Here is a 15,357-nt window from a genome sequence, read left to right as displayed (position 1 = left end):
GCGACGCGCGAACGCGGGCGGAGGCGACGGCGGACGAGACTCAGTCCGCGTGCTCTCTCTGGGCTTGGGCGGTCCCGAGACCGATCGCCGCTCGCGTGGTCAAGGCGGTTCGCTCGAGGAGTTCGCGGACGCTGTCGCGTCGCCGGAGGAACAAGGCGAGCCCGAGCAGGACGTACACGGCAGTGTAGCCGTAGAGGACGCTCATGCTGAGGTCCGTCACGACCGGCTCGGAGTACGTCCGAATGACGTAGAACTCCGCGAGGACCTGCGTTCCGAACAGTCCGAGCAACGCGAGCGCCTCGCGGGTGCTGATCTCGAAGTTCGTCAGGATGGCGATCGCGAAGAAACTCTGGGCCGCGGTGATCCAAATCTCCGCGACCTGCTTCGAATCGAACGGGAGCGTCCCGACGTGCCCGGCGGAGATCGAGTAGACGACCGCGAGCGTCCCGATGAGCAGCGTCCACTGATTGAGCTTCGAGGAGATGAGCGCGTTGAATCCGGCGGTCGTCCGCGCCTTGTTCACGAGGTAGGCCACGACGATCAGCTCGGGGCTTTCGGAGGCCAACGGGGCGAGCCACTGGATCATGAAGAACTCGGGGACGCCGTACTGGAGGCCCATCTGCTCGAGCCCTTCCGCGAACGGATGCACCGCGGTGAAGATTATCGCCCCTGAAAACGCGAATCCGAAGAGGACGACCGCCACTCGCGGGATCTTGGGGAAGCCTTGGAAATACGCGGGCACACCGACGTGTTCCTCGGTTTCCTCGACGTCGCTCCGGATGATCACGAGAAGATAGATCAGATAGAGGCCGACGAGAACGAGCGTATCGACCATCCCGATCCCGCCGCCGAGCGGGACGAGAAACGCGAACGCCGTCGCGACGAGGAGGAACACGATCTCGAGGGAGATCGCGCGGTCCAGTGTGACCGCGTCCGCGAGGACCCCCGAGCGGTGTTCGACCGCCGGATCGGCCGTGCGCTTCGCGCGGTAGATGCTGAACAGCGCGATCCCCGACCAGCCGAGCCCGATGAGGATCCGGTTCGCGCCGGTCATGTTCGCGACCGCGAGGTTGCCCGCTTCGCCGGAGCCGGCGCCGGCCTGCCAGGCGTAGAGCGCGTCGACGGCGTACTCGGGAGCCACGGCAAGCACCGCGAGCACCGCGATGGCGAACGCCTGCGGGACGTCCTTCTCGGCGGTTTCGGCCGCCCACGCGAGCAGGAACGCCGCGCCGAGGATCGCGGTTCCGGCGACGAGGACGGCGATACCGGCCGCGATGTTTTCGCTCGGATGAACGGTTCCATAGCCGCCGTAGGAAAGGAACGTCCCGATCCACGGGACTGTCAGGAGTAGCGTAACGATGACGGCGACGAGCGGATGGCGTAACCGAGACGACATGTATGTGATACTGACGAGTACGTCCCCCCATATAAGGTACAAGATGTGCCTCTTACCACCGATTTCGAGGTTCTCGAGGCATCGAACGCTCGGAATCGGGGATTTGCCGACATTCGGGGATACGCCCGCCTCACGAGCTCCTTCGTCGGAATTCGGCCGTTTTGGAGATAGAGTGATGAAAACGTCAGTGTCGGAGCCGATGGCCCGTCTGGATGTCCTCCCGGCGGGACGAGGTTTCGAATCCGTTCGCCGACCGCGGCGCCGCCTCAGTCGTCCGTCACGAACTGGACGTCCGCTCCGGCCGCGCTCCGTTTGACGCTGTCGATGCCTCGCTTGACCCCCTGTTTGGACGCGTAGCCTTCGCCGCTATCGGCGATGATGTTCCCGTTCGCGGCGACGAGACGCCACCGCCACTCGCCCGCTCTGTCCTGAAAAACCTCGAACGTCGCCGTACTGGTCATTCACTAGCAAGGTACTGTCGGTCGCCACTAATAGCCTTCCATACCCCGGAATCAGTTCGTGCAAACGTCGTTCGGAGTCCGAACGGACGTGGCTATTGCTCGCCCAACCGTTATGCGTCGTCTCGGTTTGGATTCGACTATGACCGAGCAACTCCAGCAGGCCCGCGACGACCTCGAGGAAGCGGCCAAATCGGCCGACGACGACGTTCGCGACGACATCCGCGAGACCACCGACGCGTTCGCCGACTACGTGATGGGCGACACGACACCCGATCACGCGATCCTCGACGAACGGCTCAACACGCTGCGACAGGTCCGCGAGGCGGCCGACGGCAACACCAAGGACAAGGTCGAGGAGGCGATCGAGGAGGTCGAAGACTACCGCGAGCAGGTCGACCAGGCCTGAATCGAACGCTCGAGCGACTCGAGGAGCATCGAGACGACTCGTTTTTCGCGGGGGGTTCGACCGCCCTCGTAGCGACTCGAGTAGCGATCGATCGCAATTCGACCATCGGCGCGCAGCGTCGCAGCGAGCGATAGCGAGGCACGAACGGAGTGAGTGCCTCGAATGCGGGACGCGACGCGACTCGCGAGGGACGAGTGAGCGGACGGGCGAACGGCCGACGGCCGTGAGCCAGCGAGCGAACGAGTCGGCTGGGGAGGGTGTGGAACTCCTCGCTGCCAGCGCGAGGAAAACGAGCGGCGATTCTCCGATCGGTTCGCCCCGAGACGCCAGTTACCGTCGGTTCGACGCTCCAGAAGACGACGCTCACTCGCTATCGCTCTCGAGGCGAGCGTTCGCTGACGTCGACGTCGGCGTCGGTCTCACCCAGCAGGGTCTCGAGGCCGTACTGTCGGAACTGGTCGACGACCGCGGAGCGTTCCGCCTCGTCGACCGACTCGAGGAACGTCGCCAGCACCGCGGTCGCGGCGCGCTCGCCGGTCACGTCGAGCGTTTCCATGCGCTGGTCGACCCGCGAGATGAACTCTTCCTCGGAGAATTGCTCCCCGGACTCGCCCTCGGTGAGGTGCTCGCTCAGGTCCGGGGGCAGTTCGGCCGCCAGATCGTCGACCTGATCGGCGCTCAGGTGCTCGCCGAGCGTCTCGAGGACGGCTCGCGTGGCGTCCGTCGCGCCGTCGTCGTCGGCTTCGGTGCGGTCGCTGACCGTCTCGACGATGGCTGCCCGTTCTATGGGCGTCCCCACGCCCACTCGCTCCCTGACCCTTCGGGCGGCAACTGCCGGGGCCGCGACGACGGGACGCCGGCCGCCGCGACGCCGGCCGCGAACTCGAGGACGTCTCACTCGCGCGACTGGGAACGAACGGAATCCCGAACGGAACGCAACGACGTCACTCGAGCACCGACGACGGCCGTTTGAGGTACACCTCCTGCTCGGTCACCCGCTGGTAGAGGTCGTACAGCGTCTCGACGGCCGCCTCGTCGGGCTCGAACCGGATGTGGGGCGCGCCGTAGTAGCCCCGACAGCTGACCAGGAAGAAGTACAGCGTCCGGTGGTGGGCCGGCGTCGCGTCGACGACGCCCATGGAACGCCCGCCCAGATCGGCCGAGAAGTCGTTCAACAGCACCGCGATGTCGTCGGCCAACTGCTCGTCCGGCCGGTATCGGGGCACCCCGAACGTCTGTCGCATGTGCGTCGTCGCCGCCTCGAGGAACGGGTTCGCGTCGAGTCCGGTCGGATCCACGGCCCGAAACGTCTCGTACAGTTCCAGGACCGCCGTCAGTTCCTCGCGAGCGACCGCGATTGGAAACACGGGGTCACCGCGAGGCAGCGAGTGGTCCGGGAACGCGTGCGATCGAGGGTCCGGCAGCCGCGAGAACACCTGCTCGAGCGACATATGTGGTACCACAACACACCCGAGTAAACGGTTACCGGTGGTCCCGCCGACGCTCGGCGGGGGTCATCGACCTACTCGAGACAGAAACGGGCGCGACTCGAGCCGGTGGCCTCGACCTACTCGAGGCGGATCGTCGTCTCGTCGCTGGGCCGGTGCCGATCGGCGCCGGTCGCGACGAACGCCCGGAGTTCGTAGGTGCCGGGGTCGGGGACGACCGACTCGCGACGGTCGCCGTCGGTGCGCTCGAGGCGGCCGTTCCAGGTCACTTGCACTCGTTTGCGCTCGCCGCCGCGGAACCGAAACGTCGAGGGGCGTTCCGGGACGTAGCGGCGCTCGTCGCTGCCCTCGAGGTCGCCGTCGATCGTCCAGCCCCAGCGGCGCCGCCGCGGCGTCGGCACGGAGACGGGCACCGGCAGCCGGTTTTTGAAGTCGACCGAGATGTCGACCGGCTCGTCGCGAGCGTAGACCTCGCGGTCGGTCGCGATCGAGACGGCGACCGCGCGTCGGGCCAGGGCCGCCGGAACGAGCGACGAGAGGAACGTCGCGACCGTCGGCCGCGAGTCGTCGCGCTCGAGGCCGACGGCGTCCACCGTCCGCGGGCGCTCGGGGCCGCCGTCGCGTCGGGGGTCTGGACCGTCCATCGATCGGACGCTCGATCCTCGCGTACTAAAATCGTTGGGCGCTGCGGATCGGTCGTTCGACGCGGACACTCGCGGTCGGACCGAATTCGAGAGGCCAGGGAAAGAGTCGAGATCCCGATTCACGGGTGTGGGATTCGGTCTCGATGTCACCGAGGATAGTCGATAACACCGCCGTTACCAGGGGATACGGATGTCCGAGAACGGCTATTACGGTTCGATTACTACAGCAGGTTACAGAATGATAGCTGCTATCGAAACGGTACCGCTACAGAGTTTTGACGGCCCGCTTGCGGCCGAACTGTTCCTCGTCGCTCGGATACTCTTCGGCGGCGTCCTCGCGTTCACGGGCGTGAACCACTTCCTCGACCTCGAGGGCATGGCCGGCTACGCCGAGATGAAGGGGATTCCGGCGCCGACGTTCTCGGTCGCCCTCTCCGGGGTCGTGCTCGTGGCGGGCGGTCTCGGCGTCATACTCGGCGTCTTCCCCGCGCTCGCGGCCGGCGCGCTCGCCGCGTTCCTGCTCGTGGCGACGCCGACGATGCACGACTTCTGGGCCGTCCCCGAGGACCAGCAACAGTCCGAGATGAACGCGTTCCTGAAGAACGTCGGCCTGCTGGGCGCGTCGCTGACGCTGGTCGCGCTCGGCGCCCTCGAGTGGCCCTACGCGGTCGGTCTCGGCCTCTTCTGAACGTCGCGGACGGTATCAGGAATCGAACCGCTCGTTCTCGGATGCGTTAGACGTCTTGGTCGACGGTCTACTCGAACAGCGGTTGCGGCCGGCGACGGCGTCACCCCGTTGTCGCATCGGCGAAACCGTCGGCTGCCGCGCTCGAACGACAGTCGTCGTGACTACCCTCGTCAAATAAGCCGTCGAACGGAACCGGTACGCAGCCGATCACCGGTGACCGGGCGCGACCGAGTTCGTCGACGGAACAGAAATCCCGTTTCCCACCCCCAATTATCGCCATGCCGGAAGCGTCGGCGCGTCGTCAGCCTGCATGGAAAGCCAGGCGCCATCGGCCGAGATATCGGCGATGACGTACTCCGTACTCGAGTCCGTCGAGTCGATCGAACCGACGACGGTGTCGTCGGACGTCATGGCGTGGGGGTTCGTCGCCATGTATGTCACTCGTTCCCAACCACATATAAACTCATCGAATCGAACTATCAGCCCAAGTGACTGGTCGGGCCGATATCGCGGGCGCACGAAACACTGGGTTTATACTCATTTTCGCCGTACCGTGGGGATATGAACGTAGCCGACGCGATGACGCCCCGCGAAGACGTGGTAACCGTCGAACTGCCGGGTTCGCGCTCGGACGTCCTCGAGTACCTTCAGGAGCGACCGTTCTCGTCCGTTCCGGTGCTCAAATCGACCGAGGACGGTCTCGAGTACAGAGGGCTGATCTCCCGCGACGCGCTGATCGAACAGCCCGATGAGGACCAGCTCGTCATCCTGATGGACGAGGACGTCCCGACGACGACGGCCGACACCAGCCTCGAGGACGTCGCGCGGACGATGGTCGAGGACGGAGCGCGCCGCGTGCCGGTCGTCGACGGGGAGTTCGAGGGGATCGTCACGGTGACCGACGTGATCCACGCGATCGCGGCGGGCGACCAAGAGACCGAGGGCACCGTCGAGTCCTACGCGAGCGAGGACGTCAACACCACCTACGAGGGCGCGCCGCTCCCGGTCGCCGAGCGGGAACTATCCTACGCGAACGTCCCCTACGCCGTCGCGCTGGACGACGACGGCCGGATGAGCGGCGTCCTGACGGAGGTCGACGTCATCGACGTCGCCCGCATCGTCGAAGGCGAGGAGGAGACCGGCGACAACTTCGGCGACCAGGACGACGACTGGTCGTGGGAGGGAATCAAGGCCGTCGGCAGCCGCTACCTCCCCACGCGGGACATCGAGATTCCGGCCGAGCCGGTCAGCGCGTTCATGAGCGACGACGTGGTGACGGTCTCGGCGCAGACGTCGATCCAGGAGGCCGCCCAGCGGATGATCAGCAACGATATCGAACAGATCCCGATGGTCACGGGCGAGGATCTCGTCGGCATCGTCTGTGACGTCGACCTGCTGGAGGCACTCTATGAGTGAGCAAGAACACGCGGACGACACCGAGAGCGTGACCGCGGCGACGAGCGAGAGACTGGTCGAACTGGCCAAGCGGCGGGGCTACTTCTTCCAGTCGTCGGGCGCTTACGGCGGCGTCGGCGGCTTCTACACCTTCGGCCCGCAGGGCGCGGCGCTGAAGGGCAACGTCGAGGACGCCTGGCGCGACCGGTTCGCGGTCGCCGAGGGGAACATGGAGATCGACGCGCCCACCATCATGCCCGAGCCCGTCTTCGAGGCCTCGGGCCACCTGGACGGCTTCGACGACATGCTCGTCGAGTGTCCGGAGTGCGGCGAGAGCCACCGCGCTGACCACGTCGTCGAGGACAACACCGAGTACGAGGACGCCGAAAGCCTCCCCATCCCCGAAGTCGAGGAGGTCATCGCCGAGTACGAACTCGTCTGTCCCTCCTGCGGGGCGGGACTCGCGGGCCAGGCCGTCGAAACGTTCAACCTCATGTTCGCGACGAACATCGGCCCCGGCGACTCCGATCCCGGCTACATGCGCCCCGAGACCGCACAGGGCATCTTCGTCGAGTTCCCCCGGCTCAAGGAGTACGCGCGCAACCAGCTCCCCTTCGGCGTGACCCAGATCGGGCGGGCCTACCGCAACGAGATCAGCCCGCGGCGCTCGATCATCCGCACTCGCGAGTTCACGCAGGCCGAACTCGAGTACTTCATCGACCCCGAGACGGACGAGCCGGACCTCTCGAGCGTCGAAGACGTCGAGGTGACGCTCTACCCGGCCAGCGAGCAAAACGCCGAGGACGGCGACGAGATCCGGACGACGATCGGCGACGCCGTCGAGGACGGGATCATCTCGAGCCCGTGGGTCGCCTACTTCCTGGGCGTCGCCAAGCCGTGGTACGACGCGGTCGGCGTCGACATGGACCGGTTCCGGTTCCGCCAGCACCTCTCGGGCGAGCGGGCCCACTACGCCAGCGACTGCTGGGACGCGGAAAGCGAGATCGACGGCAACTGGATCGAGATGGCCGGCTTCGCCTACCGGGGCGACTACGACCTCTCGAAACACGGCGAGCACTCCGACGACCGCTTTACGATCTTCAAGCAGTACGACGAACCGAAGACCGTCGAGCGCGCCACCGTCGACCCCGACATGAGTTACCTCGGTCCCGAGTTCGGCGGCGACGCGCAGGCCGTCGTCCAGCAGCTCGAGGACCTCGCCGCGCGCGATCGCTCGGCGTTCGACGGCGACGTCGTCGAGATCGATCTCGAGGGCGAAACCCGCGAGATCCCCGTCGAGAAGACCGGATTCGCGGTCGAGGAGCAGACCGAGGCCGGCGAGCACATCACGCCCCACGTCATCGAACCCTCCTTCGGCGTCGACCGGCTGGTCTACACCGTCCTCCACCACGCCTACCGCGAGGACGAGGTTGACGGCGAGGAACGGACCTACCTCGACCTCGAGCCGGAAGTCGCGCCCACCTTCGTCGGCGTCTTCCCGCTCCAGAACGACGACGAACTCGAGGCGCAGGCGAACGAAATCGTCGCGGACCTGCGCGAGGTCGGCCTCTCGGTCACGTACGACGACTCGGGCAACATCGGCCGGCGCTACCGTCGCCAGGACGAGGTCGGCACGCCGTTCTGCGTCACGGTGGATTACGAGACCGTGGAAAACGAGGAGACGACCGTCACCGTCCGCGAGCGGGACACGACCGACCAGAAGCGGCTGCCCGTCGACGACCTCGCGGAGACGCTGTCGGCGATCCGGGAAGGCGACCTCGAGTTCGACGAGCTGTAACGCGGCGTCGACCGCGTTCGCCGTCTCGAGCGGAAACCGGGGTTTGACGCCGCTACCGGCGAGATACCGTTTTATCCCGTGGTGTCGTACCGAGTATCATAATGGATGCCGAGGAGATCACGGTAGACCATCGGATCGACGCCGAGGACGACGCCGTTCACAGCGACTGGGACAACGGACGCGAGCCGGCCCTGACGGTCCAGCCGGGGGACGTCGTCCGGATTTCGTGTCGGGACGCGACGAACGGACAGCTCAGCCCAGAGTCGACGGCGGCGGACGTCGCTGCGCTCGACATCGATCCGATCCACGCGCTGACCGGCCCTATCGCGATCGAGGGCGCCCGACCGGGCGACGTCCTCGCGGTCGAACTGCTCGAGGTCGAACACGAGGGCGTCGGCTACACGCTGGTCCTCCCGGGACCGGCGGAGCTCGGCGTGCTGGCCGACGAGTTCCCCGACCCGGCGTTGCACGTCTGGGATCTCGAGGGCGACGTCGGCTATTTCGGAGACGGGATCGAGGTGCCGCTGAATCCGTTCCCCGGCATCGTCGGCGTCGCGCCCGCCGAGGACGGCACCCACGGAACGTTTCCGCCGCGGGACGTCGGCGGGAACATAGACGTCAAGCAGCTCACGGCGGGCTCGACGGTCTATCTTCCCGTCGCGGTCGAGGACGCCCTGTTCAGCATCGGAGACTGCCACGCCGCACAGGGGGACGGCGAGGTCTGCGGGACCGGCATCGAAGCGCCGATGACCGTCACCTGCCGGTTCGGCCTGCGCTCGGACCGCTCGATCGAGCAGCCGCAGTTCGAGACCGCGGGTCCGTTCACACCGACCGGTCGAGACGAGCCGATGTACGGGACGACGGGCATCGCCGACGACCTGATGACGGCGACCAGGCGGGCCGTCCGGAGCATGGTCGACCACCTCCAGGACGAGCGCGGACTCGATCGCGACGACGCCTACATGCTGTGTTCGGTGGCCGTCGACCTGAAGATCAATGAGGCCGTCAACGCGCCGAACTGGGTCGTCTCCGCGTACCTCCCGGAGAGCATCTTTCCCGAGGCGAAGCAGCGCCCCACGCGTGCGTGAGGACCCCCCGATAGAATCCCATTTATTCGTCGGTCCCCTCTCGCTCGTATGGAGCAGCGCCAATTCGCTGAGACGGCGTCGGAAGGGGGCGAGCGCGCGCGACTGTTCGGCGACGACCGGCGTGACCGCGACCGTTCCGACGAGAGGGACAGCCGAGGTCGAGGGAGCGTCCGACCGTACGGGGCGATGAGACGGTGACGGAGTCTGCCGAGAACGACGAGGCCGAGGAGTCGGTCGACCCCCGGGAAGACGAGTTCGTCCGAACCCCGCCCGAGGATCTGGCTCGGCGGGTGTTCGACGTGAACCCCGTTAGCACCGTCGTGATCGATTCGGCGGGAAGCTACGCGTTCGCGAACGAACGAGCGGCGGAAACGCTCGGCCGGACGAACGAAGATATCGTCGGCCGGTCGTACGCCGAGACCGAGTGGAACATCTACTACGACGACGGCTCGCCCGTTCCGGTGTCGGAAAACCCGGTTACGCAAGTTCTCGAGACGGGCGAACCCGTCTACGGTTTCGAACACTGGATCGAACTCCCCGACGGCTCCGAGCGGTGGCTCTCGAGCAATTCGGCGCCCGTACTGGACGACGACGGGAACGTGGAGTACGTCGTCGTCTCCTTCGAGGACGCGACGGCGCTGAAGCGCCGCGAGGAGCGGTTGACCAGCGACCACGTCCGGCGCCTCGAGTTCCGCACGGACCGGACCGCGGTCCCGCCCTCCCTGCGGGTCGCGGACGACGAGATTCGACTCGAGGTCGACTCGGTCGTCTCGCTGCAGAACGGGACGACCGTCCAGTACATGGGGACGTCGGACCTCCCGGCGAGCGAGTTCGTGACCGCCGTCGAGGAGGTGCCCCACTACCGCGACGCGCGGTTGCTCAGTTCGATCGACGGCTACCATCGCGTCGAAGCGAAGGCGGAGTCGGCGACGGTCTCGCAGGTGTTTCCGGACCTCGGCGGTCGCGCCCGCGCCGTCGTGATCGCTCCCGACGAGGTCCGGTTTCTGGGCGAATTGCCCGGAGACGTGGATCCCCGGCAGGCCGCGTCCAGGATCCGGCGGTTCCACCCCGAAGTCGAACTGGTCTCCGAGGACCTCGTCTACTCGCCCCAGTTGCTGTACGGCGTCGTCGCCGACGCGCTCACCGAGCGACAGTTGTCGGCGCTCGACGCCGCCTACTTCGGCGGCTACTTCGATACGCCCCGGACCAGCACCGGCGACGAGTTGGCCGACCGCTTCGACGTCACGCGCCAGACCTTCAACCAGCACCTACGAAAGGCCCAGCAGACCGTCTTGCGACACCTCTTCGAGAAGTCTGGCGCGGACGCACGCTGACTGGTCAGCGTCCGCCCTTACCACGACCGCTTGCATACTGTGCCCAATGGACGAGGATACGATCCACTCCGACGTCATGTCTTCCCCACCGATGGGCGAGGACAGCGTCGGTCACGATCCCACCACGGAGACGTTTCACACTCGCTTCGACGCGGCGCTCGAAACGAAGCACGGTACGGTTACCGACGCGCTCACCACCGCGATCGTCGAGAACGTCGGGGCCGTCACGGACCGCGATCCCTGTACCATGGCGCCGCTGTTCGCGACCGTCGACCCCGAGTCGCTCGCCGATCTCGTGACGTCGACTCGCGACCACCCCCTCACCGTGAGCTTTTCCTACGAGGGCTGTCACGTGGTCGTTTCGAGCGACGGAACCGTCGTCGTCAAACTCGCTACGGACTAATTCGGCCCCCGCGGGCGGGGTGGATCGGCGTCCGAACACGGATCGTGTCGAACGTAACCGACGGACTGAAGGTCGTTACCTTCGACGGGAGATCTGATGGCTGACGAACTAAAGCGACGAGCCGTCCACGCGAGCGGGGCGGGACTGGTCGCGCTCTATCTCCTCGCCGCTCAGTTCGATCTCGGGCTGACCTGGGATCGATTTCAGCTCCTGATGGGGCTCCTCGCGGTCGGAACGATCGCCCTCGAGTTCCTCCGGCTCTACGTCGGCGTCGAGTTGTCGCTCTACGACTCGCTAACCCGGGAGTACGAACAGAACCAGTTCGCCGGCTACGGCTACTACATGCTCAGCATGACGGTCGCCGTGCTGTTCTTCGAGCCGCGGGTCGCCCTCCCGTCGATGTTGATGCTCGCGATCGGCGATCCGATCAGCGGGACCGTCTCGGACGACAGCCTCAAGTTCGTCAAGGGGCCGAAGGTGCTGGTCACGATGTTCGTCGTCTCGACGCTCATCGCCGCGCTCTTTCTCCACGAGACGCCGCTGGCCGTCGTCGCGGCCGCCATCGGCGCGACCGTCGCCGACGGCGTCAAGCTCAGAATCGGCGATTTCATCGTCGACGACAACCTGACGATCCCCATCTACGCCGGCCTGCTGGCCACGCTCGTCCTCGAGTTCGGGCTAGTCTGAAACGGGCGATCGACCCGTGGAATACGTACGCGAGGATGCTCACGGAGAACCGATGGCATCCGCTCGCTTTGCGAGCGGTTACTCGTCGGAGCGGGGTTCAACCCCGCGACGACGATCTTTTTCATCGAAGTTTTTGCGCCCAGCGCGGGACCTTCGGTCCCGCGGACCGTTCGCGCGGCAACGCCGCGCGAAGACGCCGCGAGTGAACCCGAGGCGGAAAAAGTTCGTTAGAGGTCCGTCGTCCGGAACCGCCAGTAACCGACGCCGAGCGCGAGGACGATCCAGCCGGCCAGTACCGCGAGCGCGAACGCCGGCGTCTGGTAGAACGTCGGTTCCGCCGGCGGTCTGACGAACGTCCCGCCCTCGAGGTCGGGAAAGAGCCCGGCAACGAGGTAGGTGTACGCCGCCATCGGATTCAGCGCGTCGACGAAGGCCACCCACTCGGGCGTCGTCGCGGGCCACGAGAAGCCGTGGGCGACGTAGAGCGCGATCCGCGGGAGCTGGGCCCACAGCTGGAAGAAGAAGAGCACGAAGACGCCGAACGCGGCGGCCGTCGCCCGGGTCGACGTGCGGACGGTCGACGAGAGACCGACCGCGAGCGCGGTGAACGTCGCGGCCAGCAGAACGAGGGCCGCGACGACGCCGACGAACTGCGCGGGATCGACGGGCAGTCCCAGGGCCAGCCCCACCGGAACGGCGGCGGCGAACGACACGACGATCGCCGCGACAATCGCGAGGCTCCGCGCGAGGAAGGTTCCGAAGACGACCGTGGCGCGATCGATCGGGAGACCGAGAACGACCTTGAGGGCGCCGCTCGAGCGCTTTTCGACGACCGCGGACGCGAAGAAGGCCAGCGCCAGCAGCGGCGTCACCATCGAGAACAGCGCGTACAGCCCCGCCGTCAGCGGGGGCGCGCTTCCGGACAGCCGCGCCGCCGTCCGCCCCTCGGAGTAGGTCAGGAGCACGCCGAGGAGGACGTAGATCCCGACCAGCAGGTACAGCTGCCGCTCCCGGACCGTATCGCGGAGATCCTCGCGGACGAACAGCGCGAGGGCGGCCAGGCGACTCACTGGGCGACACCCCGCGTGTAGCGTTCGAACAGGTCCTCGAGGGAGGTCTCACTGGTCGTGACGTCCCGGACGGTCGCCGGTGAGTCGTAGAAGGCCGCGACGACCGCCGCCTTCGCGGCGTCGTCGCAGGTCACCGTCACCGACGGCTCGTCGATCTCGACGTCGACCACGCCCTCGAGCGCTCGGACGTAGTCGACGACGTTGGCGGGGACCGCAGAGAGCTCGAGCGTCACGGCCGCCGACCCGCCGGCGGCCTCGCGCAACGCGTCGATCGAGTCGACGGCGACGAGTTCGCCGCCGTCCAGGATGCCGACGCGGTCACAGACCGCCTCGACCTGCTCCATGATGTGACTCGAGAAGAAGACGGTCGCGCCGCGCTCGTTTTCCTCGCGGACGATCCGGCGCATGGTGCGCGCGCCGTTGGGATCGAGCCCGGTCGAGGGCTCGTCCAGCACGAGGAGGTCCGGCTCGCCCGCCAGCGCCACAGCGAGCATGAGCCGCTGGGCCATTCCCTTCGAGTACTCCGCGACGGGGTAGTCGGCCGGCCCCTGCATCCCGACGCGGTCGATGAGGTCGTCGGGGTCGTCGTCGGCGTCTTTGGCGTTGATGGCGAACTCGACGTGATCGCGGCCCGTTCGGTCGCCGATCGGGCCGTAGCCGTCGGGCAGGACGCCGATCCGGTCGCGGACGGCCGCGCTCTCGGTCGCGACGTCGTGACCGAGGACGCGAACCGAGCCCGACGTGGGGGCGGCGTAGTCCAACAGGAGGTCGATGGTCGTCGACTTGCCGGCGCCGTTCGGGCCGAGAAATCCGAAGATCTCGCCGGAGCGCACGGTGAGATCGAGATCGTGGAGGGCGGTGACCGTTCGGCTCCCGCGGATGCCGAACCGCCGGTAACGTTTGGTCACCCCGCGGAGTTCGATCGCTGACATACGATCGAAACATCGGTGAGATATTATTATCCTTTTGATGGGTTGGGCGGTATCACCGATCGCGGGGCTCTGCGGGGTTCCGGTATCGGCAACACCGTACCGTTCAGGAGGCCTCAACACCGCTTGCCTCCAACGTGGCGGCCAGTGTCTCGGTTGCAGCGGTTCGAACGAGTGTCGCGGATCCGATCGGTGCTCGCGGAGGGTCGCGGGAAGATCCTGTTCGCCGTCGCCACCGGCTGGTGTTTCTCGATCGGCGTCCGACTCACGTACCCGGTGTTGTTGCCTTTCCTGCGGGAGGCCTACGGCCTCGACCTGACGACGGCGGGGTTCCTGCTGACGGCGCTGTGGCTCGCGTACGCGCTCGGCCAGCTTCCCGGCGGGATCCTCGCCGACCGCCTCGGGGAGGGGAATATCCTCGTGGCGAGCTCACTCGTCTCGGCGATAGCGGTCGGCGTCGTCGCCGTCGCGAACTCGGCGGCGCTGGTCTACCTCGCGACGGCCTGTTTCGGCTTCGGGACGGCGCTGTACGGCGTTGCCCGGTTCACCATCCTCTCGGACGTCTTCCCGAACAACGCGGGGACCGCGGTCGGCGTCACGATGGCCGCCGGCGAGGTCGGCAACGCCGCGCTCCCGCTCGCGGCCGGCGCCATCGCGACGACGCTGGCCTGGCAGTTCGGTTTCGGCATCGCCGCGCCCGTCTTCCTGCTGGTCGCCGGCCTGCTGTGGGCCGTCGTCCCTGGCCGAACCTCCGGCGAGGGCAGCGCCGTCGACAGCCTCTCGCTCGAGACCGCCCGGTACGTGGGGGCCCAGTTGCGCCGCCGAGAGATCGTCGTCGTGACGGCGATTCAGATCCTCACCTACTGCGTCTGGCAGGCGTTTACGGGCTTCTATCCGACCTACCTGATCGAGATCAAGGGGTTCTCGGAGGGGATCGCCACGGCGCTGTTCAGCGCGTTCTTCGCGCTCGGGATCGTCGTCCAGCCGGTGACCGGGCGGCTCTACGACGAGTTCGGGATTCGACGGTCGTTGCCGATCGTTCTGGGCGTCATGGCCGTCGCGCTCGTCGCGCTCCCGCTCCTCGAGGGGTTCTGGCCGATCGTCGCCGGGACGATGTTGCTCTCGAGCATCCTGGGGTACGGGACGATCACGCTGCCGTACATGACCGCGGCGTTCCCGACGGACATGCAGGGGACGGGCGTGGGATTCCTGCGGAGCACCTACATGACGATCGGCGCCGCGAGTCCCGTCCTGTTCGGCGCGCTCGCCGAACGGGGCTTTTTCGACGAGGGCTACGTCGTGCTGGCGGCCTTTGTCGTCTGTGCGATCGTACTCGTTCGGTGGCTGCCGGCGCTTTCGGCGGCCGCGTCGGACTGAACGGTGTCCCGACGGCGTCTCACTGCCCCGCGTCGGAGTTCTCGGGAACCGTCCCGTCCATCGTCACCGTGCGCCCGTCGACCTCGAGGGCATCGACCTCGTCGGCCAGCGACCGAAGCTCCGTGCGAACGTCGTCGGTGATATCGTCGGGATCGTCGAAGACGAACGCCCAGGTCGCCGTCTCGGGGTCGCGCCCCGGCATCGACAGCCCCCAGCAGTAGATCTCGGGGATG

General features: G+C 66.9%; 17 protein-coding genes. 9 read left to right on the top strand and 8 right to left on the bottom strand.

Going from position 1 to position 15,357, the window contains the following annotated elements:
- Positions 1-40 precede the first annotated feature (40 nt).
- Positions 41-1,396: a sodium/calcium exchanger membrane region gene (locus tag C477_RS04980; RefSeq protein WP_008893356.1), complete on the bottom strand. Its 1,356-nt coding sequence runs from the start codon at positions 1,394-1,396 to the stop codon at positions 41-43.
- 266 nt (positions 1,397-1,662) lie between these two features.
- Positions 1,663-1,857 carry an HVO_2922 family protein gene (locus C477_RS04975; protein WP_008893355.1) on the bottom strand — a complete coding sequence of 65 codons (195 nt, stop codon included), beginning with the start codon at positions 1,855-1,857 and terminating at the stop codon, positions 1,663-1,665.
- Positions 1,858-1,996: 139 nt separating this feature from the next.
- On the opposite strand from C477_RS04975, the gene C477_RS04970 reads away from it, so the two are divergent.
- Complete coding sequence (locus C477_RS04970; RefSeq protein WP_008893354.1) at positions 1,997-2,263, top strand: DUF7553 family protein; 267 nt, start codon at positions 1,997-1,999, stop codon at positions 2,261-2,263.
- 370 nt (positions 2,264-2,633) lie between these two features.
- Here C477_RS04970 and C477_RS04965 read toward each other — a convergent pair whose 3' ends face one another.
- From C477_RS04965 to C477_RS04955, 3 genes are all read right to left on the bottom strand, one after another.
- On the bottom strand, positions 2,634-3,062 hold the full coding sequence (locus C477_RS04965) for a DUF2267 domain-containing protein (RefSeq protein ID WP_008893353.1): 429 nt from the start codon (positions 3,060-3,062) through the stop codon (positions 2,634-2,636).
- Between the two features lie 145 nt (positions 3,063-3,207).
- Positions 3,208-3,714 carry a hypothetical protein gene (locus tag C477_RS04960; protein WP_008893352.1) on the bottom strand — a complete coding sequence of 169 codons (507 nt, stop codon included), beginning with the start codon at positions 3,712-3,714 and terminating at the stop codon, positions 3,208-3,210.
- Positions 3,715-3,830: 116 nt separating this feature from the next.
- Entirely contained in the window at positions 3,831-4,355 is a 525-nt protein-coding gene (locus tag C477_RS04955) for a hypothetical protein (RefSeq protein WP_008893351.1), read from the bottom strand.
- Between the two features lie 238 nt (positions 4,356-4,593).
- Between C477_RS04955 and C477_RS04950 the strand changes: the two genes are divergently transcribed.
- Positions 4,594-5,043, top strand: a complete 450-nt coding sequence (locus C477_RS04950; RefSeq protein ID WP_008893350.1) for a DoxX family protein — start codon at positions 4,594-4,596, stop codon at positions 5,041-5,043.
- Positions 5,044-5,313: 270 nt separating this feature from the next.
- Here the strand turns inward: C477_RS04950 and C477_RS23980 are convergent, their stop codons facing one another.
- Positions 5,314-5,475 (bottom strand): DUF7556 family protein, encoded by a 162-nt coding sequence (locus C477_RS23980; RefSeq protein WP_008893349.1) that lies wholly within the window; start codon positions 5,473-5,475, stop codon positions 5,314-5,316.
- A gap of 129 nt (positions 5,476-5,604) precedes the next feature.
- On the opposite strand from C477_RS23980, the gene C477_RS04945 reads away from it, so the two are divergent.
- The 6 genes from C477_RS04945 (at position 5,605) to C477_RS04920 (ending at position 11,748) form a co-directional block, all read left to right on the top strand.
- Positions 5,605-6,459, top strand: coding sequence for a CBS domain-containing protein (locus tag C477_RS04945; RefSeq protein ID WP_008893348.1), 855 nt, complete (start codon positions 5,605-5,607; stop codon positions 6,457-6,459).
- Positions 6,452-8,236, top strand: a complete 1,785-nt coding sequence (glyS, locus tag C477_RS04940) for a glycine--tRNA ligase (protein ID WP_008893347.1) — start codon at positions 6,452-6,454, stop codon at positions 8,234-8,236. Before C477_RS04945 ends, glyS begins: the two co-directional genes overlap by 8 nt.
- Positions 8,237-8,337: 101 nt before the next feature.
- Positions 8,338-9,324, top strand: coding sequence for an acetamidase/formamidase family protein (locus C477_RS04935; protein WP_008893346.1), 987 nt, complete (start codon positions 8,338-8,340; stop codon positions 9,322-9,324).
- A gap of 194 nt (positions 9,325-9,518) precedes the next feature.
- Positions 9,519-10,658 carry a bacterio-opsin activator domain-containing protein gene (locus C477_RS04930; protein ID WP_008893345.1) on the top strand — a complete coding sequence of 380 codons (1,140 nt, stop codon included), beginning with the start codon at positions 9,519-9,521 and terminating at the stop codon, positions 10,656-10,658.
- Between the two features lie 46 nt (positions 10,659-10,704).
- Positions 10,705-11,061 (top strand): HalOD1 output domain-containing protein, encoded by a 357-nt coding sequence (locus C477_RS04925; RefSeq protein ID WP_008893344.1) that lies wholly within the window; start codon positions 10,705-10,707, stop codon positions 11,059-11,061.
- Positions 11,062-11,157: 96 nt separating this feature from the next.
- Entirely contained in the window at positions 11,158-11,748 is a 591-nt protein-coding gene (locus C477_RS04920) for a diacylglycerol/polyprenol kinase family protein (RefSeq protein ID WP_008893343.1), read from the top strand.
- 227 nt (positions 11,749-11,975) lie between these two features.
- On the opposite strand, the gene C477_RS04915 is transcribed toward C477_RS04920, so the two are convergent.
- Both C477_RS04915 and C477_RS04910 read right to left on the bottom strand, forming a co-directional pair.
- Positions 11,976-12,818, bottom strand: coding sequence for an ABC transporter permease subunit (locus C477_RS04915; RefSeq protein ID WP_008893342.1), 843 nt, complete (start codon positions 12,816-12,818; stop codon positions 11,976-11,978).
- Positions 12,815-13,750, bottom strand: a complete 936-nt coding sequence (locus C477_RS04910) for an ABC transporter ATP-binding protein (RefSeq protein WP_008893341.1) — start codon at positions 13,748-13,750, stop codon at positions 12,815-12,817. The genes C477_RS04915 and C477_RS04910 overlap by 4 nt, the downstream gene beginning before the upstream one ends.
- A gap of 153 nt (positions 13,751-13,903) precedes the next feature.
- On the opposite strand from C477_RS04910, the gene C477_RS04905 reads away from it, so the two are divergent.
- On the top strand, positions 13,904-15,124 hold the full coding sequence (locus tag C477_RS04905; protein WP_394295430.1) for an MFS transporter: 1,221 nt from the start codon (positions 13,904-13,906) through the stop codon (positions 15,122-15,124).
- The last annotated feature ends 233 nt before the right edge of the window (positions 15,125-15,357 follow it).

It is taken from the genome of Haloterrigena salina JCM 13891, from assembly GCF_000337495.1.
GTDB lineage: Archaea > Halobacteriota > Halobacteria > Halobacteriales > Natrialbaceae > Haloterrigena > Haloterrigena salina.
This window is presented reverse-complemented; position numbering and strand designations above follow the sequence as displayed.